Origin of the sequence: Candidatus Aeolococcus gillhamiae (assembly GCF_016464765.1) — a bacterium.
Classification (GTDB): domain Bacteria; phylum Chloroflexota; class Dormibacteria; order Aeolococcales; family Aeolococcaceae; genus Aeolococcus; species Aeolococcus gillhamiae.
In genome coordinates this window covers 1-22449 of sequence record NZ_JAEKNS010000009.1, presented here as the reverse complement: position 1 = coordinate 22449, position 22449 = coordinate 1, and the positions used below count along the sequence as shown (strand labels likewise).

Genomic DNA, 22449 nt, shown 5'->3' with positions numbered 1-22449 from the left:
CGCCGACCTCGCCGGTGTCGGCGTGCGCCGGGCGCCGGCTCGGCCCCGACCGCGCCGGTTTGATGGCGGCTGTGTCAAACCGTCGTTGCGGCGCCACTTTTCGGTGACGCGCGCGCGATGACCGTGGCCGAGTGGTGACTGAGACTCAGCGCATGGCAACAACCTCCTCTCATATCACCATGCTGCGCGAGATCTCCGCCGCCGGCGACCGCGAGCGCACCGGTGCCCTGGACATCGAATGGGAGGGCGCGCACGCAACCGTGTTCTTCATGTTCGGACACCCCAGCCATGTCGTGTTCGAGACCACCGATGACCGCAAGCTCGCTGGTGAGGCCGCGCTGAACGCGATCCTCGACGAGTTGCCGACCGAATTTCGAGTAGCTCCATGGCGGCGCGCCATGGTCACAGATGACACGCTCCACTGCAGCGCGGAGGACCTGATGGGACTGTTCCAACGGCGCCAAGCCGTCCCCGACACCAACGGACCAACGACCGACCCGGCGTCCCCGGCGGTTGCCCCCGTGGCGGAGACGTTCGCGCCCGCCGCGGTGCCAGCAGCTCAACCGCCCGGGCCACCGCTGATGACCAGCCAACTGCCCTTCGGGCTCAGCGACTTTCCGCTGCTACCGCTGGCGACAGCCCTGTGGACGGACGCGGCGGCCAACGTCGTCAACCTCGAGGCCGCCCTCCCGCGCCTGCCGGACTCCCTTCTGGTGCTCTCCGGACCGACCTGCAAGGGCGCGGCGCTCATCGCCGGCGGGAAGGTCACCGACGCAGTGTGGGTGAACGGCGCGACAGGCCAGGTCGGGGACCAGGCTGCACATTCGTTGTTGACCTCCCTCGAGGGCACACTGACCGCGTACCGCATCGCAGACGTCCGCTTGATGGCGGCTCTGCCGATGCTGTGGCGGTCACAGCGACTCGGCTCCGGCCTGCCCGCGGGCTGGCTGCACACTGACGACGTCGTCGCTGAGGTGCGCACCTCCGGCCGTTCCTGCGGGCTGCTGGTCGTGTCCGCTGACCCTGGTGTCGCGCTGTTCGACGCGGGCGAGCTGGTCGCCGTGTACACCGAGAGCCAGCAGTGGCCGGTTACCTCGATGACGGCGCTGCGCAACCTTCTCCATGGATCGGAGGCGCGTGTGAGCGTGATCGGCGACATCGCCGGGGTTTCCTCAGCACCTGACACCGCCGAGGCGCCGGCGCCCGAGCCGGACGCAGCCGTAACCGAGGGTACCGACGGACCGCCGCATTCCGCAGAGACGATCACCATCCTCCCCACCGGCTACACGTCCGCATCGGTCGTGGACGAGGCCGGCGCGGCGGGTGACCAGGGGGATGACTCCGGGCCGGTCGCCACCGCCGAGACCGCACCGCCTGAGCCGGCTTCCGATGCCGGCCCTGCGCCGACGAGGGGCAGGGGCAGAAAGGGCCGGGCCAGGGCAGGCGGTCGGAACGCTGATGCGGCGTCGCTCCCGACGATTGCAGCCGCGGATACCGGCGCGGCGGTCGGGATTGCCGACGTCGCGGTGGTCGAACCGGCCACCAACGGCGTCGAGCCGCACGTGGAGGAGTCTCCAGACGCGTCGCCCCAGGCGGACATAGAGGCCGCAGCCGCGCCAGAGGCCGATGCACCGCCCGTGTTTCAGGTCCTCGAGACTCCGGCGGATGCCGACCTCTCCATCGCTGACATGCACTTCGAGCCGGCGGTGTTCACAATCGCCGACCTCTCGGAGAGCAGTAACGCTCACGCCAACGGCATGGCCGACGTCGAAGCGCGCGAGGCGACAGAGTTCGTGCCTGCTCGACTGGACATCGACGTTGATGCGTTGCGCGCCGAGCTGACCGATATCGCCACCGTGTGGCTCGGCGAGAACGATGCCGCGCCCGTGGCCGAGGCCATCGGCGCGGCTCGACCCGGCGTCGACGACTTCGTGTCCGCCATCGCCGCCATCAGCAGCATGGAGATCCCCGGTCACGAGAGCGCGGTGGTGCGAGCCATGGCGCGCGAGATGCATTACCGGGCGACCGAAGTTCTGACCGGCGTCTGAGCGAACCGCGTGAACCTGCAGCACGTCCTCGACACCGTCCGCGCCCAACCGGTGCTCGCGGTCGGGGCGGTGGCGGTTCTCCTGGCGCTACTCTGCGTCCTGCTGGTTGCACGCATCGAGCGACTCAAGGACAGGCTTCACATCGCCAAGGCGGCGGCTGAAGACGCCGCCCAGGCCGCCGCGCTCGCGGCACCCGGCGGCATCGATCCCGACGTGGTCGCCGAGCTCCTGCGCACCGGCCAGCGCCCCACCCTCGATGCCGTGTACGAGGCGATGCAGCTGCGCGCCGGCAGCAGCCGCGGTCGCTAAGAGGCCGACGTCCCGCGCTTGCGGAGCAGGCGAGGATTGGCAGCGGTGACCGCCATCCAGGCGGCCTTCCAACTCACGTTGACGGCCTCTTCACGCAGGCGGAGCATGGTGGCGTTCGCAGATCGGTCGACCAGCTCGCTGTTCCTCGTGGACCAACCTCGGCGCGACGGCGTGGCTGGTGCCACGGATGCCGCTTCCGTGGCCGGCTCGCGTGGGGTCCACAACTCCGCCGCCGGACTGGGGGCGGCCACCGCAGTGGCGGAGCTGATCCTGAATGCATGGGCAGCGGGCGGCGGCACGTCGGCCAGCGCCGGCTCGGGAGCGCCGACCACCAGCGCGTCGACCGGGGCAGCAGGAGCGGGCGACTGCGGCTGGTGGATCACGAAGCCGTCGTCGGAAGGATCGGCCACGGGGGGGTCGACTGTCCGCGAGGGAGCGAAGCCGAGATCGCGTTGCAGCTGTTCGGGGGCGCGTCCTCGCCCCAGGTCGTGGGCGGCGAAGGTGAACTCGTCCTCGGGAACCTCGACCGGGAGGTCGTTGCCGTCGCCGGCGGACGCATCAGTCGGCATCGTCTGCTCTCCAGGTAGGTTCGACCGACCCATCGTACCCTCGCGCGTCGTCGCGTCTGGAAAAGATCGTGTCGCGAACCGGTTCCCTCTGGTCGCTGCGGAAGTGGAGCGGGAGAGAATCTCGGAACAACCCCAGCTCCAACCATCCAAATCCAGAGGAGCCTCCCCAGCGTGAGCATCGCCACCGCCACCAAAGGCATCGACCCGCGCTACCTCGAGGCGCTTGGACCGCTGCGTCCGCTCATCGACGATGACAGCCTCACCGAGATCATGGTCAACGGACACGAGATGGTCTACGTCGAGCGCAAGGGCAAGATCCTGCTCACCGACGTTCGCTTCGACAGCGAGGAGCACCTGCTCCGCGTCATCGACACCATCGTCTCCTCGGTTGGGCGGCGCATCGACCAGCGCTCACCGCTGTGCGACGCGCGCCTGCTCGACGGATCCCGCGTCAACGCGGCCATCGCCCCGGTGGCACTCGACGGACCGATCCTCACCATCCGTAAGTTCAGCAAGGACCCGTACCAGGTCAGCGACCTGATCGGCTTCGGCACCGTCACGCAGGAGGCGGCCGCGTTCATGCAGGCCTGCGTCCTGGCCAGGGCCAACATCGTGGTCAGCGGCGGGACCGGTACCGGCAAGACGACGCTCCTCAACGTGTGCTCGAGCTTCATCCCGGTCGACGAGCGCATCGTGACCATCGAGGACGCGGCCGAGCTGCAGCTCCACCAAGAGCACGTGTGCCGCATGGAGTCGCGCCCCTCGGACGTCAACAACGAGGGCCGCATCACCATCCGCGACCTGGTCGCCAACTCCCTGCGCATGCGCCCTGACCGGATCGTCGTGGGTGAGTGCCGCGGCGGCGAGGCGCTGGACATGCTCCAGGCCATGAACACCGGTCACGACGGCTCGCTGACCACCGTCCACGCGAACAACCCGCGCGAGACGCTCTCGCGCCTCGAGACCCTGGTGCTCATGGCGGGCATGGACCTGCCGCTCAAGGCCATCCGTCAGCAGATCGCCAGCGCCATCGACCTGGTCATCCAGCTGAGCCGCCTCAAGGACGGCTCGCGCAAGGTCACGGCGATCTCCGAGATCATCGGCATGGAGGGTGACACCGTCACCATGCAGGAGATCTTCAAGTTCGAGTCCAAGGGCGCCGATCCGTCGACCGGTCAGATCATCGGTGAGTTCAACCCCACCGGCATCCGCCCGAAGATCATCGACAGGTTGTTCGACATGGGTGTGCCGCTGCCGCCGCGCCTGGCGCAGCTGTTCCCCGATCGTCGCCAGCTCATGGCCCAGCAAGCACTTCTTCAGCAGCAGCAGCGCCAGGGGTAGGCGCGGCTCTCGGGACGGCTGGCCTACCCGCCCCGGTGTGTCCTACACATCGGGTATGCCACAGTTGACGAATGCAGACCGTGTACGAGGCTGCAGGTGGCCACCTGGGCATGCGTCGCCTGGCGGCCGCCTGGCATCGCCGGGTCATGGCCGACGACGTGGTCAGCCACGCATTCAGCCACGGGTTTCATCCCGACCACAGCCAGCGTCTGGCGGCGTATTGGGGCGAGGCCCTTGGGGGGCCGCCCACATACTCCGACACCATGGGCGATGAAGCCTCGGTGGTGCGCATGCACAGCGGCAATGGAGAGCACGAGGAGATGAACCGCCGCGCGATCGCCTGTTTCGACGAGGCCGTGACGGAGGTCGGCACCGAAGACGGGCTGCTTGCGCAGGTGCTTCACGACTACTTCGCGTGGGCCACGACAACGACCATGGCCCGCTACCACCATTCCGCTGACGACGTCCCCAACGACCTTCGCATCCCCCGTTGGTCATGGGACGGTCTCCAGGACTGAGGCCGTTTGCCCGGCTCAGCCCTCGCCGACAGGCACCGGCTGGAACATCTCCAACGGGAGCGGCTCGCCTTCGCTGGCGAGGTGTTCGAGGAAGTGCGGAGTCACACCGGTCGGGGTGAAGGCGCCCATCACCTTGCCATCCTCATCGATGCCCTCCTGGCGGAAGGTGAAGATCTCGCGGAGCTGCACGTCGCCACCGTCGCAGCCGAGAACCTCGGTGATGCTGACCACCTTGCGCGATCCGTCACGGAGGCGCGACTGCTGCACGATGATGTTCACCGCTGAGCCGATCTGCTCGCGGATCGCCCGCGACGGCAGCTCGGCACCGGCCATGAGCACGAGCGTCTCGAGGCGGCCCACGCACTCGCGCGGGTTGTTGGCGTGGAGCGTTGTCAGGGAGCCGTCGTGGCCTGTGTTCATGGCCTGGAGCATGTCCAGTGCCTCGCCGCCACGGCACTCTCCAACCACGATCCGGTCGGGGCGCATGCGCAGGGAGTTGATGACCAGCTCGCGGATCGACACGCGGCCGCGACCTTCGATGTTGGCGGGCCGGGTTTCCAGGGTGACTACGTGGTCCTGGCGCAGCTGGAGCTCCGCGGCATCCTCGATGGTAACGATGCGCTCATCCTCGGGGATGAAGCCGGAAAGGATGTTCAGGGTGGTCGTCTTTCCCGAACCGGTGCCCCCACTGACCACGACGTTGAGCCGTCCGCGGACACACGCCCTCAGGTAGCGCACCATGTCGTCGGTGACTGATCCGAAGGTCACCAGGTCCTCGACGGTGAACGCCTCCTTGGCGAACTTTCGGATGGTCACCGTGGGGCCGCGGAGCGCCAGCGGCGGGATGATCACGTTGACGCGCGAGCCGTCCTTGAGTCGGGCGTCGACCATCGGGGAGGATTCGTCGACGCGGCGGCCGATGGTGCTGACGATGCGGTCGATCACCTGCATGAGCTGCTCGTTGCTCTCGAAGGTGACTGGGCTGAGGCTCAGCTTGCCGTGCTGCTCGACGTAGATCTGCCGCGAGCTGTTGATCATGATCTCGGTGATCTCCGGGTCACCGAGCAGCACCTCGAGCGGTCCGAGACCGAGCACGTCGTCGATGACGGTGTCGATGACGCGCAGCTTGTCCTGGCGCGTCATGGTCAGGTTCTGCTCGGTCACCAGCTCATTGACGAGCTCGCCGATGCGCTGGCGCACCTGGTCCGGCGGAGTGCTGTCCGTGCTCCCGGCCAGCTCCTCGATGAGGCGGTTGTGAACCTTGCTGCGCAGCTGCGCGTACATGTTGCCGGAGCCGGGCTTGGCGAGTGGCCCGCGGCCCATGCCGGTGCGGTTGAGCAGTGAAGTCTGGCGAGGCGGTTCGCCGCCGTCAGGCGCTGCGCCGGTGCGCGTCATCAACTGCGGCGCTGGTCGGGTGCGCGGTGCCACCACCGGTGCAGGGGATGTTGGCGTCACGGGGGTAGGGGCCACGGGGCCCGGCTCGGCGACAGCTGTGCTCACCGGCGCCGCGGCGAGGTCGCGACCGGGCTCCGTCTCGGCAGACGCTGCGTCCACACGCCGTGCAGGCGAATGTCGGACCTGCCACCCGCTAGCCGCACCGCTGGAGCCATTCGAGTCCGAGCGTGCGGGAGTCGCGCTCTCGGCCGCGGGAGCCGGCCCGGGGGCGGCCGGGGTGACGTCAGGCGTGGTGCGTGCGACGTCACCTTCAGCTTTGCGCTGCACGCGGTCGAGTAGCGACATCCTGTCGTGCGACTCCAAGTATCTGTACGGCGGCCCTGCCAAGGCTATCCAGCGCTGCTCGCGACCCGGCGCGGTCCGTGCAACGATCCTGTCAAGGCGAGCCTGTCGACGCTCGGTACAGCCCGCGCGGGCCACGCCGCTCCACGGATCGCCGACATCCCGGTTACGAACCGTTACCGCGACCGCACAGAGGCTCTTCGCTGGGGTATCCCTCAGCACATGACGGGAGCCGAGGGCGCAGTCGACGACGTCCGCTGGGCGGAGCTCACTCGCACGGCCGCGCTGGTGCGCGCCGATGATGAGGACATCTTCACGCCGCGTTCGTGGCGACGCAGGGTGACCGCTGCAACTTACCTGGTGGCGCTCGTAGGCGTGAGCATCGCCGCACTGCACGCCGCCGGCACCGCCACGCCGGTGCGCGCGGACGGCGGCGCAGACTCCGCCCTCTTCAGCCTCACCAACCAAGATCGCGCCAGCAACGGCGTTCGCTCCCTGGGCGGAAACGGGACTCTCGGCGGCATCGGTGAGGGAAGCCGGTACAACGGCTGCGGCTTCGCGGTCAACGGACGCTCCGTCGACATGATCCAGCGCAACTACTTTGCGCACCCCATCCTCAACTGCGGTGGCCAGCTCGTCTTCTCGATGATGCAGGCTTTCGGGGTGCGCTACCAGTCGGCCGGAGAGAATATCGGCTGGAATACGTACGGAGACTCGGGCACCGCCGCATCGCAGATCAACACCGCCTTCATGAACAGCTCCGATCACCGCGCCAACATCCTCAACGGCAACTTCACCGCGCTGGGCATCGGCTCCGCCAACTCCGGCTCGGCCGCCTGGACGGGTGGCGGCGGCAGCCACACGGGCGTCTGGATGTTCTCCGAGGAGTTCGCCCAGCTCGCCGGCTCGCCTCCACCTCCCCCGCCGCCGCCGCCGCCAAAGCCAAAGCCCGCGCCGCGACCCTCCAGTGGACCGACGCGCAACAACGCACCACCACCGCCCCCGGCGCAACCGCCGGCGACGTCAGGGCCCACAACCGCACCGACGCCGACGCCCACACCGGCTCCGACGGCGACGCCAACGCCGGCGGCCACCGAGGTGCCCACGCCGACCGCCCTACCGGACCTGAGCGTCCCGCCCCTGCTCGCGGCTCCAGGGGGACTGTTGTTCAACTCCGTGGAGTCCGTGCTGGAGAACTACCTCATCGCCTGATGCCGCATCAACCGCCGCAGGCGGCGCGCGCCACTTGGCGCGGTCGCACCTTCCGCAACGACGAGGACCGCACACTATGAGCACCGCCTCCCCTCCCGCCCCGGTGGCAACCACCGTGGTCATCGCTGACGAGCTGCGCAAGACGTACAGCATCAGCCGGCCGCCGCGCGACGTGCTGCGCGGCGTGTCGCTGCAGGTGACGCGCGGCGAGTTCGTGGCGCTCATGGGCCCGAGCGGCTGCGGCAAGAGCACGCTGCTGCACATCCTCGGCGGTCTCGAGCCGCCAGACGCAGGCATGGTGTCGGTCGAGGGAAGGTCGCTCTACAACCTCGACGACGGCGCACTCTCGGCCTTCCGTCGTGACCGCATCGGCTTCGTGTTTCAGTTCTTCAACCTGCTTCCCAACCTCACCGCCGCGGAGAACGTGGCCCTTCCGCTGCGGCTGCGCAACGAGAGCTCGCGGCGCCACCGCGATGGTCGGGTCAGCAACGCGGACATCAACGACCGCGTCGCGCTGCTCATGGACCAGCTCAACCTGCACGGGCTGCAGGGGCACGGGCCCGAGGAGATCTCCGGTGGCGAGCAGCAACGCGTGGCGATCGCCCGCGCCCTCGCCGCGGCCCCGGCGCTCCTGCTGGCCGACGAGCCCACCGGCAACCTCGACTGGACGACCGGCCATGAGGTCATGGCCCTGCTTGGCCGCCTTTGCCGCAGCCAGCAGCAGACCACCGTCCTGGTGACCCACGACGCGCGCGTCGCCGCACACGCCGACCGCGTGCTGGTGATGCGCGACGGCCAGATCGTCGATGAGCTGGCCCTCACCCAGGGCACCGAGACCGGCGCGCCCGCAGCCGTCGGCGTCCTCGTCGAGCGGCTCGGCAAGCTCGACCTGTGAGCCTGCCCTGGGCGCTGGCCCGGCGCGCCATCCGCGGCCGCCCACTGCGCGCGCTCCTCACCAGCATCGCGGTTGCGCTCGGCATCGCGGTGGTGCTCGGCGTGTCGATCACCATCAGCGGCCTCGACTCCGAGTCGAAGGCTGCCGCGCATTCGTCCGCAGGTGGCTCCAGCCTAGACGTGCGGGTGACCGCGGGCGCTGGCCTGACCGCCAATGAGGTGGCCCTGCTCGCCAATCTCAACGGCGTCAGCGCCGCCGTTCCGCTCTACGAGAAGCGTGTCGTCGCCCGGCTGAGCAGCGCCAATATCAACGGAACCACGGTCAACATCCTGGCGCTTCGCGGCGATAGTGTCGCGTTGCGGCCGCTCTCGCTCGGCGCGGGCCGCGTCCCCACGGCCGACAGCTCCTCCGAGGTGGTGCTTGACGAGGGCCTGGCCGCCACCCTGGCCGTCGCCGAGCACCGCACCCCGCTCGGCATCGGCGACAAGATCCAGCTCACCACCGGCACAGGCCCTGATACGTTCACCATCGTCGGCTTCAGCAACGGCGGCGGGCTCGGCGGCTTCGGCCGCAACGGTGTCTTCATCACCGAGCACGCAATGCTCGACCAGTTCCCGCTCGGCTTGCGCACCGCCATGGTCGCGCTCCAGGTCACCCCGGGCAGCGACGTCTCCCAGGTCGCCGCTGAGGTGACCAGCGCGCTGGGCAGCGCCGTGACCACCGCCAACCCGCTCGCCGGCAGCGGTTCGCCACTGGGCGAGGTGCAGCCTCTGCTGGTGCTGGTCACTGTGCTCAGCCTGGTGGTCGGCGCCGGCGCCACCGCCAACAGTGTCGCGCTGGCCGCCAGCGAACGCCGTCGCGAGACCGGGCTTCTCCGCGCCGCCGGCGCCTCCTCCCGGCAGGTGTTCCGCGTCTTCATGGTCGAGGTGGCCATCCTCACCGTCGCCGCCGTCCCTGTCGGTGTCGGCGCCGGGATCGGCCTCGCCGCCTTCCTCGAGTCCCACCTCACCCCCGCCGATCTGCCGTCGCCGGCGCTGGGCGTCAACGGATGGCAGGTGCTCCTCGCCGTCCTGGTGGGAGCGGCCGCGGCCCTGCTCGGCGCCGCCGTCCCGGCGGTCGCCAGCGGACGCCACCCGATCCTCGCCGGCCTGCGCCCGCATCCGGGCTCGGAGCGCGAGCACATCGCCACCTTTCCGATCGCGCTCGCCCCGCCTTTCCTGGCGGTGGGGGCTCTCCTCTTCATCGTCGGCGACGGCAATGCGGCCGCGGTCGGGACCGTGCTTGTCCTCGCGGGTGTGCTCTGCTCCCTGCCGCTGCTGGCGCCCTGGGCCGCGCGCGTGGTCGGCTTCGTCGTCTCGGCGTTCAGCTCCAAGTCGGGAGCGGCGACGCGCAACCTGGTGCGCCGGCGCAATCGCACCGCCCTGACGCTCAGCGGTCTCACCATCGCGGTGGCCAGCGCGGTGGCGGTGAGCGCGCTCGCCTCCGGGGCCATCTCCGGCGGCAACGCCTGGGTCTCCCACCTGTTCAGCGGAGACGTCGTGGTGCGCAGCCCGGTCGCGCAGACCTACGCGGTGCAGGCGAACATCACCGCCTCGCCCGGCGTTCGCCAGGCCCTGCCGTTGCGCTTCCTCACCGTCGCCAGCGGCAGCTCGGTCCTGGGAGTCACCACCATCGACACCCCCGCGTACGAGAGCGGCGGCGGCCTCGACGTCACCACCCCGGCCCGCGCCGACGCGTTCCGTGCAGTGAACAACGGCCCGGCGGTCCTGGCCCCGCGCGGGTTCGCGGTTGCCCACGGCTGGCTGGTCGGCTCGTCTGTGGACCTGGTCACTGCCCGTGGCACCGTGCCGTTCGCTGTCGCCGGCATCGTCGAGCACTCGTTCCCGGCGGGGAATGGCGAGGAGTCGCTGATCATGGACCGCAATGTCGCGGTGCACTACTTCGGCGACACCGCGGGCGGGTTCGACGACCTCGACGTGCAGACCACCGGGAACGCATCGGCGGTGATCGGCTCGGCTGCGTCGTACGGCCTCTCGGCGGTGACCGTCGACGACATCCGTGGCAGCGCCGAGCGGTCGCTGCAACACTCGCTCGGCCTCCTGCTGGCGATCTCCATCGTGGCGCTGGTGATGTCGATGATCGCCGTGGTCAACACGTTGCTGGTCAACATCCGCCAGGGATCCAGGGAGCTCAGCATGCTGCGCGCTGTCGGCCTCGACCGCGGCGGCGCCCGCCGGCTGGTACTCACCGAGGCCGTGGTCCTCGCCGCCAGCGGTGCCATCCTGGGGGTGGCCACAGGCTGCGCGATCGTAGTGGGCATGCTTCGGGCGGTCTCGGCGCCGGGTTTCACACCGAGCTTCGCCTTCCCCCTGATCGCCGTGATCGCAGTGGTCAGTGCTGTGATCGGCGGCAGTGTCATCGCCACCATCGTGCCCGCGATCCGCGTGGCGCGGACCAGCATCGTGGCCGCAATCCGCCAAGATTGAGCTGAGTGCGATTGAGGTGGGGCGTGGCGGCGTGCGTGGTGACCGTTGTCGCCGCCTGTGGTCAGGCAGCCGCGCCCACTGTGCTGCGCGGTGAGCCGTCGACGTATCTGCTGACCATCGACCAGATGGTGTCGCCGGACTTCGCGCTGAGCACATCGCCGCACCCGCTGACCGCGGCCGATGTCGCCGGAACGATCAGCGGCGTGGTACAGCAGCTCAACGCCGCCGGTTTCCTGGCCGGCTCGGGCGAGGAGTTCTTCCGCGCCGCGGGCAGCCTGGCCGAGGCCAACGGGCCTCTCCAGGTCCGCGACAGCGTCGAGGAGTTCGCCTCCCCCGCGGGTGCGGCGACCGTCTACAGCGCCGACGTTGCTCGGCTCGACGCGGTTGCCGGGGCCAGGGCCGCCTCGACGGGCGCACTCGGCGACGCCGCCCACGCCACCACGCGCACCGTCACCGCGTCAGACGGGACAGTCGTCGTCGAGCTCACCGTGGAATGGCGCGTCGACAACCTCGTCGACCGGCTCGTGGTGCGCGGCCGCAACGGAGGCACGCGCCTCGACGACGCGCTGCTACTCACTCACCGCCAGACTGTCACCGAGCTCGGCCTGGCCACGCCACGTCCGAGCGCGGCATCTCGGGCAGCGACGCCGTAAGGTCACGGTCCGTGGCGTCACCACCATTGCGTTACAACCACACCACGCCGCGGCACATCGCCGTGCGACGGTCCGCGACTCGTCTTCGCGATGATCTGCCTGCGATCACCACTGATCGCTGACAGGATCCCCCTCCCCAAGAAGCGCCGCGAACCGAGAGGGTCGCGGTGCTCTTCTTTTTAACCCCATACTCGCCGCCATGCCTGTGATCACCGCCAGGGGACTGGTGAAGCGCTACGGCGACGTGGTGGCTGTCGACGACATCAGCTTCGAGGTGGAGACCGGCGAGGTCTTCGGCATGCTCGGGCCCAACGGCGCAGGCAAGACCACGACCATGGAGATGCTCGAGGGCCTGCGCATCCCGGACTCGGGCAGCGCGACCGTGCTGGGGTCGGACGTTGTTCTCCAGGCGCGCACCATCAAGGCGCGCATCGGCGTGCAGCTCCAGGCCACCGCACTGCCGGAGTACACCAAGGTGCGCGAGGCCATCGACCTCTTCGGCGCGCTGTACCCGACGGCGCGCCCCACCGCCGACCTGATCAAGGAGTTTGACCTCGAGGAGAAGGCCGACGCCTACGCGAGCGACCTCTCCGGCGGGCAGATGCAGCGGCTGTCCATCGCGCTCGCCTTGGTCAACGATCCCGACGTCGTCTTCCTCGACGAGCCGACCACCGGGCTCGACCCCCAGGCGCGCCTCAACATCTGGGACGTCATCGAGGGCATTCGCTCGCGCGGCAAGACGGTGGTGCTGACCAGCCACTACATGGAGGAGGCGGAGCGGCTCTGCTCGCGCATCGCGGTCATCGACCACGGTCGCATCGTCGCCCTCGACACTCCGCAGAACCTCATCACCGCGCACGCGCCCGGGACCACCATCGAATTCGACGCGCCCCACGGCGTCGACGAGGCCGCGCTCGCGGCCCTCGTCGGCGTCGAGAGCGTCGCCGTCGACGGGCGCGTCGCGGTGTCGACGCGCGCTCCGGAACGGGTCCTTCGCGAGCTGCTCAACCCCGACGGGCACTGGCTCCTCCGCGGTGACCAGGACACCGCGGCCGGCATCCGCGACCTGCGCGTACGTCAGGGCACACTCGAGGACGTGTTCATCGCGCTAACCGGGCGAAGCCTGCGCACGTGAGAGCTTTTCGGGCGCTGACCCTCAACGAGGTTCGCTCCAGCTTCCGCAACCGGATCGCGCTGTTCTTTACCCTCGGCCTTGCCGTGCTCTTCATGGTCATCTTCGGCCTGCTCTTCGGCGGCAACAACTTCAGCATCACCTACGGCGTGGTTGACGCCGATCACTCAGCGCAGTCGCAGCAGCTCATCGCCGCGCTGGGCCACATCAACGGGATCACCGTAGAACAGGGATCGCAGAGCGACGAGATCACCCGGCTGAAGAACAACAACGTCGCCGTCGTCGTCGACATCCCGACCGGCTTCGGGGCTGCGCTCACCAGCCCGAGTGCGCCCCCTATGCAGGTCGTGCCCTACCAGGGCAGCCAGACGTCGACAACCGCATCCATCGCTGACCAGATCCTGGGGCAGGTGCTCAACGGGTTCGCCTCCAAGGGCGCGCCCCAGGTCAGCCTCGCCATACCGCGATCGGCGTCGGTCAACGTGGTGACCGCGATCGACTACTTCCTGCCGGCGATGATCGCCTACATCATCCTGCAGAGCGGCATCAACTACGTCGCCATCGGCTTGGCAGATCTCCGTGCGCGCAAGGTCCTGCGCCGTTTTCGAGCGACGCCACTGCGACCGGCGCAGATTCTGGCTGCGCAGATCACCGGAGGAGCGGTGATCGTCGCCCTTCAGCTGCTCGTGCTCATCCTTCTCGGCATCCTTGTCTTCCAAGCGAAGACGCACGGTTCCTGGTTGGTCGCATTGGTGCCGATGGTGGTCGGGACGGCCGCGTTCGTCGGTATCGGCTTCCTCCTGACCGCCGCCGCGCGCACGAGTGAGGCGGCGCGTGGGCTGTCGTCGATGGTGGCGTTTCCGATGATGTTCCTGTCGGGCGTCTTCTTCCCGATCACCACGCTGCCAGGCTGGTTGCAGACGGTTGTGCATGTCCTTCCGCTGACGTGGCTCACCGACGCCATGCACCGGGTGATGAACGACGGCGCCGGCCTCTCAGAGATCGCGCTCGACTGCCTGGTGCTCGCAGGCTGGGCCGTGGTGACCTTCGCCATCGCCACCTGGCGCTTCCGCTGGGACTGACGGCTCGATCGCCGTCGCGCCGATCAGGGCGCGGTCGGCGGGGGCGGCGCCTCCGGCTCTGACGCGGGGGGCTGGGCTGTCGGTGCGGCCGACCCCTCCGGCACGGCAGCCGGCTCCACGGTGCGCCCGCACGCCGAACAGAACTTGGCGCCGGCGGCCAGCGGCGCGCCGCATCCGGCACACACGTGGGTCTCGGCGGCCGGGAGAGCGGCGCCGCAGTTGGTGCAGAAGCGCGCCCCCGCGGCGTTGCCTGTGGCGCAGGCGGGGCAGCTCACCGACGCGGCGCCGCCGTCACCGGGCGTGGGCTGGTAGCCGCCGCCTCCACCGGCGAAGCCGGGCGCCGGCGGCGGGGTGGGCCCAACCCCCGGCATCTGCGTGGCCTGGCCACCGAGGCCGAGACCGGCGCCGAGGAAGGCTCCGCTGAGCGCCTGGCCGCCCTGGGCCATGCCCTGGCCGGCGCCGAGCTGGAGCTCACCGGCCGCGTACTGCTGAAAGGAGCCGGCGAGCCGCGAGTAGGCGGTGTCGCGTGCCAGGGTCTTGAGCTGCGCCTCGTCCTCGTCGCCGAGGCTGATGGTGAAGTTCCCCATCCGCGCCACGGCGAGACCGTAGGAGGCGAGCTGCTCTGCCGAGAGGGCGATCACGTCGGCCTCCACCTCGGGGACGTAGGCGGCGAGGCCGAGGATCGGCCAGCCCTTGCCGACAACGTGCTGGGTGACGTCGGTGCGCAGCACCTTGAGCAGCTGCTGGGCGACCCAGTCGGTGATGGCGTCGTTGTTGGTGACGTCCACCGTCCCCGTCAGGTTGGTGAGCAGCTTCGACGGATCGACGACCTTCAGCGAGTACTCCCCGTACACGCCGAGGGACACAACCAGCCCGGTCACCGGGTCCTGGACGTTGTCGACCCGGCCCCCGAACTTCAACTCTGGGTATTCGCGGGCGCCGACGAAGTAGATCTCGACGCGGTAGAGGTTGCCGCCGGTCAGGTGGTCCGCGAAGAGCCCGAGGAAGGGGATCTCGGTGGCGTCGAGGCGGTGCCGGCCGGGCGGAAGAGTGCCTTTGACCTCGCCCTGGTACATGAACACCGCCACCTCGTCCGGGGCGACGATGGCGTTGCTGAAACGCCGAATGTTGAGGTCCGGCCACTTGAAGACGATCTGCCCTTTGCGGTTGTCGGGAACCGCGATGTTCTCGCGTGCGGCTGGGAAGAAGCTGGGCATCATAGGCCTCGATGTGTGGGCGTTCTGAAGGCATTATCCGCGCTGCGCGGCCGGGTCAAACCCGCCGCCGGGATGAGAGTCTTCACAGGTTCGTTGCGCGCCGGTGTCGGGGTGTCTGCCGGGCTCGGCTGAGAATGGCGAAGCGGCTGGAAAACGCTCGCACCGCCTCGTGACCGCGCCGTGACCGGACCATGGCGGCGCAACCGGACGCTATCCGCCACATTTCGGGACATGCGCGCTGGAGGCAGGCACAGACTGTGATCGCGACCAACGAGGCCCTCGACGTTCTTCGCCATGGATGGCAGGATGCCGCATCCACGCTGGCGGCGGACGTCCCCGAGGTGGCCGAGCTGCTCCAGGCGCGCCTCGAGATGGCCATCGCGACCGAGCGGCTGGACGAGAAGCACCTCCTCGACACCATCCAGGAGGTCGAGGCGGTCACATCGCGAGCGGGCAGTCCCTCCAGCCAGGAGCTCGCTCGACGCCTGCGCCGCACGGTGTACGAGTACCTGCTCGCGTTGGACGCGGCGCGGCCATTGGAAACGGCCGCCGCGGTCGTCCCCCAGCCCGCCAGCGACCCGAACAGTGCCATGGTCGGCGCCGAGGAGGTGGCCGCCCTCGGCCACGCGTCGAGGTCGCGGAGCGGGGATGCAGCTGAGCTGCCGCCACCGGCCGTCGAGGCGACCGTGCCGGAGTTGGTGACCATGGAGAGCGAGGCCTCTGCGGAGGCCGGGAACGTTGATCTCGAGGACGCCGTCGATGACCCCGCCAGCTCCCGGCTCCCCGCCTCGCGGCGCCGCTTTGCTCTGCGGCGCAGGCAGCGCCGCCCGGCGGATCCCGCATCGGCTGACCTCGTGGACGACGAGGTGATCGCCTCCGATGTACCGGAGGCGATCGAGCCGGCCGAGGCGGAAGCCGTCGACGTGCCCGCTTGGCAGTTCACCCCGTCGGACGAGCCGGTCACCGTCGAGAGCACTCTCACCGACTGCGACTCCGACTCCGACTCCGAGGCAGCCGCCGTCGACGACAACCCTTCCCTCGCCGCGGATGGTCCCGCCCTGACCGTGGATGCGGGCTTCGTCGCGCCGCGGGCGGGCTTCCACATCGTCGAGGACGCGCCGGCGCACCGGAGCACCGGCGACGAAGAGGCACGGCTGGAGATGCCCTTGTTCAGCGCGGACGAGCCCGCCGCCGCCCACGCCCCGGCGCGGCCGGGCGCAGCGGGCACGGACCGGCCCGGTTCCGAGTTCCTCGCCTGGCGGCCCACAGGCGCCTCCCTCGAGCCGGCCGCGCCCGAGGCGGCCGCGCCGCAGGCGAGGCCGGCGGAGGCGCCCGTACCCAGTCCCGGTCCGTCGGTGGCCACCGTTCAGCCTGCCCTTGCGCCCGTGGCCAATGTCCTGGCCCAGCCGGCCGCTGCCCAGCCTGTCCCCACCCCCGAGTCGGTCACGCCGGCGCCCGCCCGGGAGGTGCCGCAGTTCGACGCCGCCGCCGCGGAGGGCGGGGATGCCGAGCCGCGCACTTGGGGCGTGCGCCGTCAGGGCGAGCCACGGTCGCCCCGCCGCGGCGCTCCATCGGTGATCGCGGCACCGGTCGAGGACGACCCCTTCGAGAACAACAGCGCGCTGTCCGACATCCGGAGGCGCATCGAGGAGCGCCTGCGTCGCAAGCGCTGCGATGAGGCTGCCGCCCTTCTCCAGGAGCTCGCGCAGTCAACCGGGGGACGCACCGTTGCCGACCTGGCGATGAACGCCGGCGACCGCTGCCGTGCGCTGGGCAAGTCCAACGCAGCGCTCAACTGCTACCTGGCTGCGGCGCGCTCTGACCCGGTGTACGAGAAGCCGCTCAGCCGTCTCGCGGACATCTGCATCGACAACCAGGACACCGAGCTTGCAGTGTCCTACCTGGAGCGCATCGCTCGCCAGCATCGCTTTCGTGGTGAGGACAACGACGCGCTGCGCGTGTACCGGCGGATCGCCGCCATCGCGCCCTACCGCGAGGACGTGCTCAACATGCTGATGAACGCGCAGCGCACCGGTCGGCTGGAGTAGCCGCGGTCTCATCCTTCATGACCCGGCGTCAGAACCGGATCGGAGAGTCGATGGGTTTGTTACCGGACGGCGACACCGGACGCCTGATCCTCGGCGAAACTCCTTGCACGACACGAAGAGCGCGTCATCAAGCGCACATGGATGCAGCGCAACCACAACACGACAACGCATCAAGGGGAAACTGACGTTGGCCATTCAGCCCAATAAGCCGCAGAACCGGGTGTTCCTGATCGTGGGCATCGTGCTGGCCGCAGCCGCTGCGGCCGCGGTGCTCTTTGCGGTCAGTGGCACCGTCAGCAAGAACAACGTGCCGACCGCCAACGTCGTCGTGGCCAAGTCCTCGATCGCCGCGGGGACTTCGATCACTCCCGACCTGCTCACCCTGGCGCCGCTCGCGCAGGGCACCTTCCCCCAGGACAGCTTCACGGATCCAGCCCAGGCCGCGGGCAAGATAGCCCCGGTCACGCTCAGCGCCAACATTCCGCTCACCGCCTCGCTGTTTGCGTCGGCAACCGCCGGGACGCCCGGCACCGGCGTGGTGACGCACCTCGACATCACCAAGGGCTACGTCGCCCTGGCGATCCCGGCGGGTGTGAGCGGTAACTCCACCCTGGTTGGTGAGCTGATGTCCGTCGGCTACTACATCCAGCCTGAGGACCACATCGACATCCTCGTCGACCCCGGCAACAAGCCGGGCGTGCGCTACTCGTTCCAGGACGTGCGCGTGCTGCGTGCCGGCGCCTCGACCGGTGCGGCCGCGGCCGGCGCATCCGCCGCGGTCAACTCGTATGTCGTCGAGCTGCCGCGCAACCAGGCGGAGATCCTCACCGCGCTGATCACCTCGCACGCCCCTGGCGGCGAGACGATCCTGAAGTACGTGCTGCGTCCGCAGGCCGAGTGGGGCAAGCGCGACGCCACCAACGGCTTCGACAAGCCCAACTACGAGTCGAGCACCGGGACTCCGCTGGCGCTGGGCGCCGACACCCCGGTCACCCCGGAGCTGCTCAACAGCCTCTTCCAGCACTGAGGCTGCGCAATGATCATCAGGCCTTCTGACCACGGGGAACGACGATGACGCTGACCCTGCCGGCGATCGCAGCGGCGGTCCTGGCGGCCGGCACGGTCATGTCGCTCACCGTCTGGGCAGCTGGGCGGCGGGTCACCGAGGCTGACCGCGTCGCCGCCCGGCTCAGCCAGTACGGCCGGCCGGCCGAGGTTGCCGCCCCGCGGGTGCGCACCGGCAACCCGATCCGCGACCTGATCGAGGTAGTGAGCACCGCGATCGCTCCGCTGCTGGCGCGCTCCTCGCACACCGGCAAGCTCGCCGACGACCTGCAGAAGGCGGACCTCAAGCTGAAGTCGTCGGAGTGGGTCCTCGCCGTGGCAGGCGCCGGCGTGGCACTGGGTGTGCTGCTCGCGCTGCGCTTCGGAACGCCGGTGATGCTGCTGGTCGGCCCGGTGGCCGCCTGGCTGCTCAGCGGAGTGTTCCTCAAGTTCCGCCAGGGTCGGCGCACCCGAGCCTTCAACAACCAGCTCGGCGACACCATCACCCTGCTCAGCAACGCGCTCAAGGCCGGCTACTCGTTCGCCCAGGCGCTTGCCTCGGTCGCCCAGAACGCGTCGCCGCCGATCTCCGAGGAGTTCGGCCGGGCCGTGCGCGAAATCGCCCTCGGCATCAACGTTGACGACGCACTCCACCACATGGTGCAGCGCAACAAGTCGGAGGACTTCGACCTGCTGGTGACCGCCGTGCAGATCCAGCGCGTGGTCGGCGGCAACCTCGCCGAGGTCCTCGACACCATCGCCTACACCATCCGCGAGCGGGTGCGCATCCAGGGCGAGATCCGTACGCTCACCGCCCAGGCGCGCGTCTCGGGAATCATCATCACCCTGCTGCCTTTCGGCCTGGCCGGCGTGCTGGAGATGCTGTCGCCCTCGTACTTCGGTCCGATGCTGACCGAGACGCTCGGCCACATCCTGCTCGGCATCGGCATTTTCTCCATCGCCATCGGTGCCGCCGCCATCCAGAAAATCGTGAAGATCGAAGTCTGACGTGTTGCTCGGAGCCGTCGCCGCACTGTTCACCTTCATGGCCGTGAGCTTCATTGTGTTCGGGCTCACCAACAAGTCCACGGCCACCCAGGCCGACCTGCTCGAGGCCCGCCTTTCGCAGTTCAACGAGACCGGCCGCCAGGTGCTCAGTCTGAGCGAGGCCGAGCTGAGCCTGCCCTTCACCGATCGAGTGATCAAGCCCGTTTTCGACAAGTTGGGCAAGATCATGTCGCGCCGGATGCAGGGTGGCCAGCAGCAGGCCATCCAGGAGAAGCTCAACCTCGCCGGCCGTCCCGGCGGCCTCACCGCCGGAGGCTTCGTGGCTCTGCAGGTCATCGCCATGGTGATCGGCGTGGCACTCGGCATCGGCCTCGTCGTCCTGGTCTCGCTGACCCCGCCCACCTCATACCTCGCACCGGTGGCCGGCGCGGTGCTCGGCTACCTGGTCCCGTCGATGACCATCGCGCGCAAGATCAAGAAGCGCCAAAAGGAGATTCTCCTGGCGCTGCCCAGCGCGCTCGATCTGCTCACCATCAGCGTGGAGGCCGGCCTGGCGTTCGACGCCGCCCTCGCCCGCGTCACCGACAAGTACCGCAACGTCCTCGCGTCGGAGTTCAACCAGGTGCTCAACGAGGTCCGCCTCGGCCGCCCGCGCCTGGAGGCTCTCGACGACATGGGCCGGCGCAACAAGGTCGAGGAGCTCAACAACTTCCTTCAGGCGATCATCCAGTCCGAACAGCTCGGTGTGGGCATCGCCAACGTGTTGCGCATCCAGTCAGAGGAGATTCGCAGGCGTCGTCGCCAGCGCGCGGAAGAGGCCGGTCAGAAGGCCCCCATCAAGATGCTGATTCCGATGATTGGTTGCATCTTCCCGACGCTGTTCATCGTCCTGCTCGGCCCGGCCGTCATCCAGGTCAGCAAGAGCTTCCACTGACGTGGGAGCGACCCGCGCACTCCACCACAGGTTGACCTCAGCATGATCGCAGCCCTCGACAACAACGTTCCCCAATTGAGCGCCGACCTGTTGCTGGTCGTGCTGATCGTGGTCAACGCCATCGTGGGCTGGCGCACACGCACGCTTCGGCGCGTGGTGTCGCTGGTCGGCCTCTACGTCGGCTTCCTGGCCGCCTACTACATGGGCAACGGCGTGGCGGCGGTCTTCCGCAAGGGCGACATCTATGCCAACGCGTGGGCTTTCGTCGCCATCGTGGTGGTGGTGGTGATCCTCTTCGAGGTACTCGGACGAGTCTTCGAGGACAGGCTCAAGAGCGTCGCCGTGATCGCCTTCGACCGCGTCGCAGCCACATTCCTCGGTGCCGCGGTCGGGCTCTTCCAGGCACTCGTCCTGTTCACGGTCGCACTCGCCGTGGGAGCCGCCCATCCGGGTCCCGGCAACACCGTGCCGGAGTCCCGCGACGTGGCTGCCAACGCCATCCACGGCGCTGCGCTGTCAGGCCGGGCAGTGGGCGCAGTGCCGGTTGTGCGTGCCGCAGTGGCCCCGCTGACCACCACCGACCTGACCACGCACCTCGAGGACGGGACACAGGTTTCGCTCCACTTCTAGCAACGACCGGCGCGTACGCGGGTCCTGCGACTACGGAAACCTCAGACCGCGACGGGGTGGTCCGGTGCGAAGAACGACTTGACCACCGAGCCCAGGCCGACGAGGTTGAACGGCTTGGTGATCAGGTGGTTGGCCCCCACCATCCGGGCACGCTCCACGTCCTCGTCGCCCGAGAGGGCGCTGAACATCAGCACAGGGATGGATGCGGTGGCGGGGTCGGCACGGATCCTCTGGCACGTCTCAATGCCGTCGATGCCCGGCATCATGATGTCGAGGATGATCAGATCGGGGGCCTGCTTGGCGACCGCCGCAAGGCCCTCCTCGCCGTTGGCGGCGATGACCACGTCGTAGCCTTCGATGCCGAGATACATGGCCACGATGTGGAGCAGGCGCGGATCGTCATCGACAACTAGAACGCGGCGGCTCATGCGCGCGGGACTCCTGCAGCACTACACATTGGAAGGGGACCTTCATTCGAGTATACGGGGGTCCCCACGGCGTTCCGCCACCCCACCACGACGTCTACCAGAGGAACGGGACGAGGCGCCGGCTGTGGCGCACGTAGTCGCGGTACTCCGGGTACGCCGCGGTGAGCAGACTCTCCTCGAAGCGCGAGCGCAGCAGCTGTGTGGCTACGAAGGGCGCCAGCATGGCCACCGCCAGCGCGCCGGGGTTGACCATCACGAAGGCGCACGCGGCCAGGATCTCGGCGGCGTAGAGCGGATGGCGCACCACCCGGTAGGGTCCGCCGGTGACCAGGCGTCGCACCTCGGGGATGATACTGAGGCTGCGGCGCAGGTACAGGAGACCGTAGACGGCCAGAGCGAACGCCACCACCGAGAGCGCGGTGGAGACGCCGCCCAACCATGGCGGCGGGGAGTACAGGCGCGCACCCTGCGGAAGGGCGCCGACGACGAGCAGCATCACTGTGCCTGTGAGCCCGGCCGCGCGGGGAAGCCACCTGCCGTCACGAGCGCGCGGCGCCGGCCTGCCGATGTAGATGAACACCGGGATCGCGCAGAACAGCAGGTACAGCGCCGCCGGGAGCGGCCCGCTGATCACCGCCAGCGCATCGACCGGCCTGGGCAGGCCACGCACGTTGCTCGCCAGGCGCTGGAACTGCAGGTAACCGAGCACCGCGAAGAACGTCGCGGGCACGAATCGCCCGAAGATCAGCAGGCGGATGGTGTCGGTCGACGAGGTGCGAAAACGCGGCGCGGCTGCCTCTATGGTCATCGTCAAGAGTCTAAGCGGGCGCGGGGAAAAGTCGGGTTCCGGATGTACGAGGCTTTGTTACGATCCCTTCGCAGACTGTCCATCCCGGTGGAACATTCGGGGGTCATAGTTCGGGAGGTCGCCGGCAATTGAACCGGCATCAATCGACACACGATCCCAATGCAAAGGAGGTGAAACCGGAAATGCTTAGCAATCTGTATCTGCGACTCCGCGAGCTCATGGTTCGCAACGAGGACGATCAGGAAGGCCAGGGTATGGTCGAGTACGCGCTCATCCTCGTCCTCATCGCCGTCGTCGTCATCGTCATCCTCACCGTTGTTGGCAAGCAGGTCACCAACGTCTTCTCGAAC

The 22449-nt window shown here is 68.9% G+C and carries 21 protein-coding genes; 16 read left to right on the top strand and 5 right to left on the bottom strand.

Annotated features, from left to right (window positions below):
* Positions 1-152: 152 nt before the first annotated feature.
* Positions 153-2048 carry a hypothetical protein gene (locus JF886_RS00705; RefSeq protein WP_337308593.1) on the top strand — a complete coding sequence of 632 codons (1896 nt, stop codon included), beginning with the start codon at positions 153-155 and terminating at the stop codon, positions 2046-2048.
* A gap of 9 nt (positions 2049-2057) precedes the next feature.
* Positions 2058-2357: a hypothetical protein gene (locus JF886_RS00700; protein WP_337308591.1), complete on the top strand. Its 300-nt coding sequence runs from the start codon at positions 2058-2060 to the stop codon at positions 2355-2357.
* Here the strand turns inward: JF886_RS00700 and JF886_RS00695 are convergent.
* The gene (locus tag JF886_RS00695) at positions 2354-2926 is read right to left on the bottom strand and encodes a hypothetical protein (protein WP_337308589.1); all 573 of its coding nucleotides are present in this window, start codon (positions 2924-2926) and stop codon (positions 2354-2356) included. The genes JF886_RS00700 and JF886_RS00695 overlap by 4 nt on opposite strands.
* A 171-nt stretch (positions 2927-3097) precedes the next feature.
* Between JF886_RS00695 and JF886_RS00690 the strand changes: the two genes are divergently transcribed.
* Both JF886_RS00690 and JF886_RS00685 read left to right on the top strand, forming a co-directional pair.
* The gene (locus JF886_RS00690; protein ID WP_337308587.1) at positions 3098-4267 is read left to right on the top strand and encodes a TadA family conjugal transfer-associated ATPase; all 1170 of its coding nucleotides are present in this window, start codon (positions 3098-3100) and stop codon (positions 4265-4267) included.
* Positions 4268-4338: 71 nt separating this feature from the next.
* Entirely contained in the window at positions 4339-4785 is a 447-nt protein-coding gene (locus tag JF886_RS00685) for a group II truncated hemoglobin (RefSeq protein WP_337308585.1), read from the top strand.
* A gap of 15 nt (positions 4786-4800) precedes the next feature.
* Here the strand turns inward: JF886_RS00685 and JF886_RS00680 are convergent, their stop codons facing one another.
* Positions 4801-6108, bottom strand: coding sequence for a TadA family conjugal transfer-associated ATPase (locus JF886_RS00680; RefSeq protein ID WP_337308597.1), 1308 nt, complete (start codon positions 6106-6108; stop codon positions 4801-4803).
* Positions 6109-6744: 636 nt separating this feature from the next.
* Here JF886_RS00680 and JF886_RS00675 point away from each other — a divergent pair.
* The 6 genes from JF886_RS00675 (at position 6745) to JF886_RS00650 (ending at position 13982) form a co-directional block, all read left to right on the top strand.
* Positions 6745-7734, top strand: a complete 990-nt coding sequence (locus tag JF886_RS00675; protein WP_337308583.1) for a CAP domain-containing protein — start codon at positions 6745-6747, stop codon at positions 7732-7734.
* Between the two features lie 76 nt (positions 7735-7810).
* The gene (locus JF886_RS00670; protein ID WP_337308581.1) at positions 7811-8629 is read left to right on the top strand and encodes an ABC transporter ATP-binding protein; all 819 of its coding nucleotides are present in this window, start codon (positions 7811-7813) and stop codon (positions 8627-8629) included.
* Complete coding sequence (locus tag JF886_RS00665) at positions 8626-11115, top strand: ABC transporter permease (protein WP_337308579.1); 2490 nt, start codon at positions 8626-8628, stop codon at positions 11113-11115. Before JF886_RS00670 ends, JF886_RS00665 begins: the two co-directional genes overlap by 4 nt.
* 23 nt (positions 11116-11138) lie before the next feature.
* Positions 11139-11768, top strand: a complete 630-nt coding sequence (locus JF886_RS00660; RefSeq protein ID WP_337308576.1) for a hypothetical protein — start codon at positions 11139-11141, stop codon at positions 11766-11768.
* A gap of 199 nt (positions 11769-11967) precedes the next feature.
* Positions 11968-12903 (top strand): ABC transporter ATP-binding protein, encoded by a 936-nt coding sequence (locus tag JF886_RS00655; protein WP_337308574.1) that lies wholly within the window; start codon positions 11968-11970, stop codon positions 12901-12903.
* Positions 12900-13982 (top strand): ABC transporter permease, encoded by a 1083-nt coding sequence (locus tag JF886_RS00650; protein ID WP_337308573.1) that lies wholly within the window; start codon positions 12900-12902, stop codon positions 13980-13982. Before JF886_RS00655 ends, JF886_RS00650 begins: the two co-directional genes overlap by 4 nt.
* 23 nt (positions 13983-14005) lie before the next feature.
* Here the strand turns inward: JF886_RS00650 and JF886_RS00645 are convergent, their stop codons facing one another.
* Positions 14006-15199, bottom strand: a complete 1194-nt coding sequence (locus tag JF886_RS00645; protein ID WP_337308571.1) for an SPFH domain-containing protein — start codon at positions 15197-15199, stop codon at positions 14006-14008.
* A gap of 257 nt (positions 15200-15456) precedes the next feature.
* On the opposite strand from JF886_RS00645, the gene JF886_RS00640 reads away from it, so the two are divergent.
* From JF886_RS00640 to JF886_RS00620, 5 genes are all read left to right on the top strand, one after another.
* Positions 15457-17247, top strand: coding sequence for a tetratricopeptide repeat protein (locus tag JF886_RS00640; RefSeq protein WP_337308569.1), 1791 nt, complete (start codon positions 15457-15459; stop codon positions 17245-17247).
* Positions 17248-17434: 187 nt separating this feature from the next.
* Entirely contained in the window at positions 17435-18274 is an 840-nt protein-coding gene (cpaB, locus tag JF886_RS00635; protein ID WP_337308567.1) for a Flp pilus assembly protein CpaB, read from the top strand.
* Between the two features lie 44 nt (positions 18275-18318).
* Positions 18319-19299 carry a type II secretion system F family protein gene (locus JF886_RS00630; protein WP_337308565.1) on the top strand — a complete coding sequence of 327 codons (981 nt, stop codon included), beginning with the start codon at positions 18319-18321 and terminating at the stop codon, positions 19297-19299.
* 1 nt (position 19300) lies between these two features.
* Positions 19301-20233, top strand: coding sequence for a type II secretion system F family protein (locus tag JF886_RS00625; protein ID WP_337308562.1), 933 nt, complete (start codon positions 19301-19303; stop codon positions 20231-20233).
* A 42-nt stretch (positions 20234-20275) separates the two neighbouring features.
* Positions 20276-20863, top strand: a complete 588-nt coding sequence (locus JF886_RS00620) for a CvpA family protein (RefSeq protein WP_337308560.1) — start codon at positions 20276-20278, stop codon at positions 20861-20863.
* A 41-nt stretch (positions 20864-20904) separates the two neighbouring features.
* On the opposite strand, the gene JF886_RS00615 is transcribed toward JF886_RS00620, so the two are convergent.
* Positions 20905-21291, bottom strand: coding sequence for a response regulator transcription factor (locus JF886_RS00615; protein WP_337308558.1), 387 nt, complete (start codon positions 21289-21291; stop codon positions 20905-20907).
* A 94-nt stretch (positions 21292-21385) separates the two neighbouring features.
* Positions 21386-22099: a methyltransferase family protein gene (locus JF886_RS00610; protein WP_337308556.1), complete on the bottom strand. Its 714-nt coding sequence runs from the start codon at positions 22097-22099 to the stop codon at positions 21386-21388.
* A gap of 182 nt (positions 22100-22281) precedes the next feature.
* Here JF886_RS00610 and JF886_RS00605 point away from each other — a divergent pair.
* Positions 22282-22449: Flp family type IVb pilin (locus JF886_RS00605; protein WP_337308595.1), on the top strand; the 168-nt coding region annotated here is incomplete at its 3' end.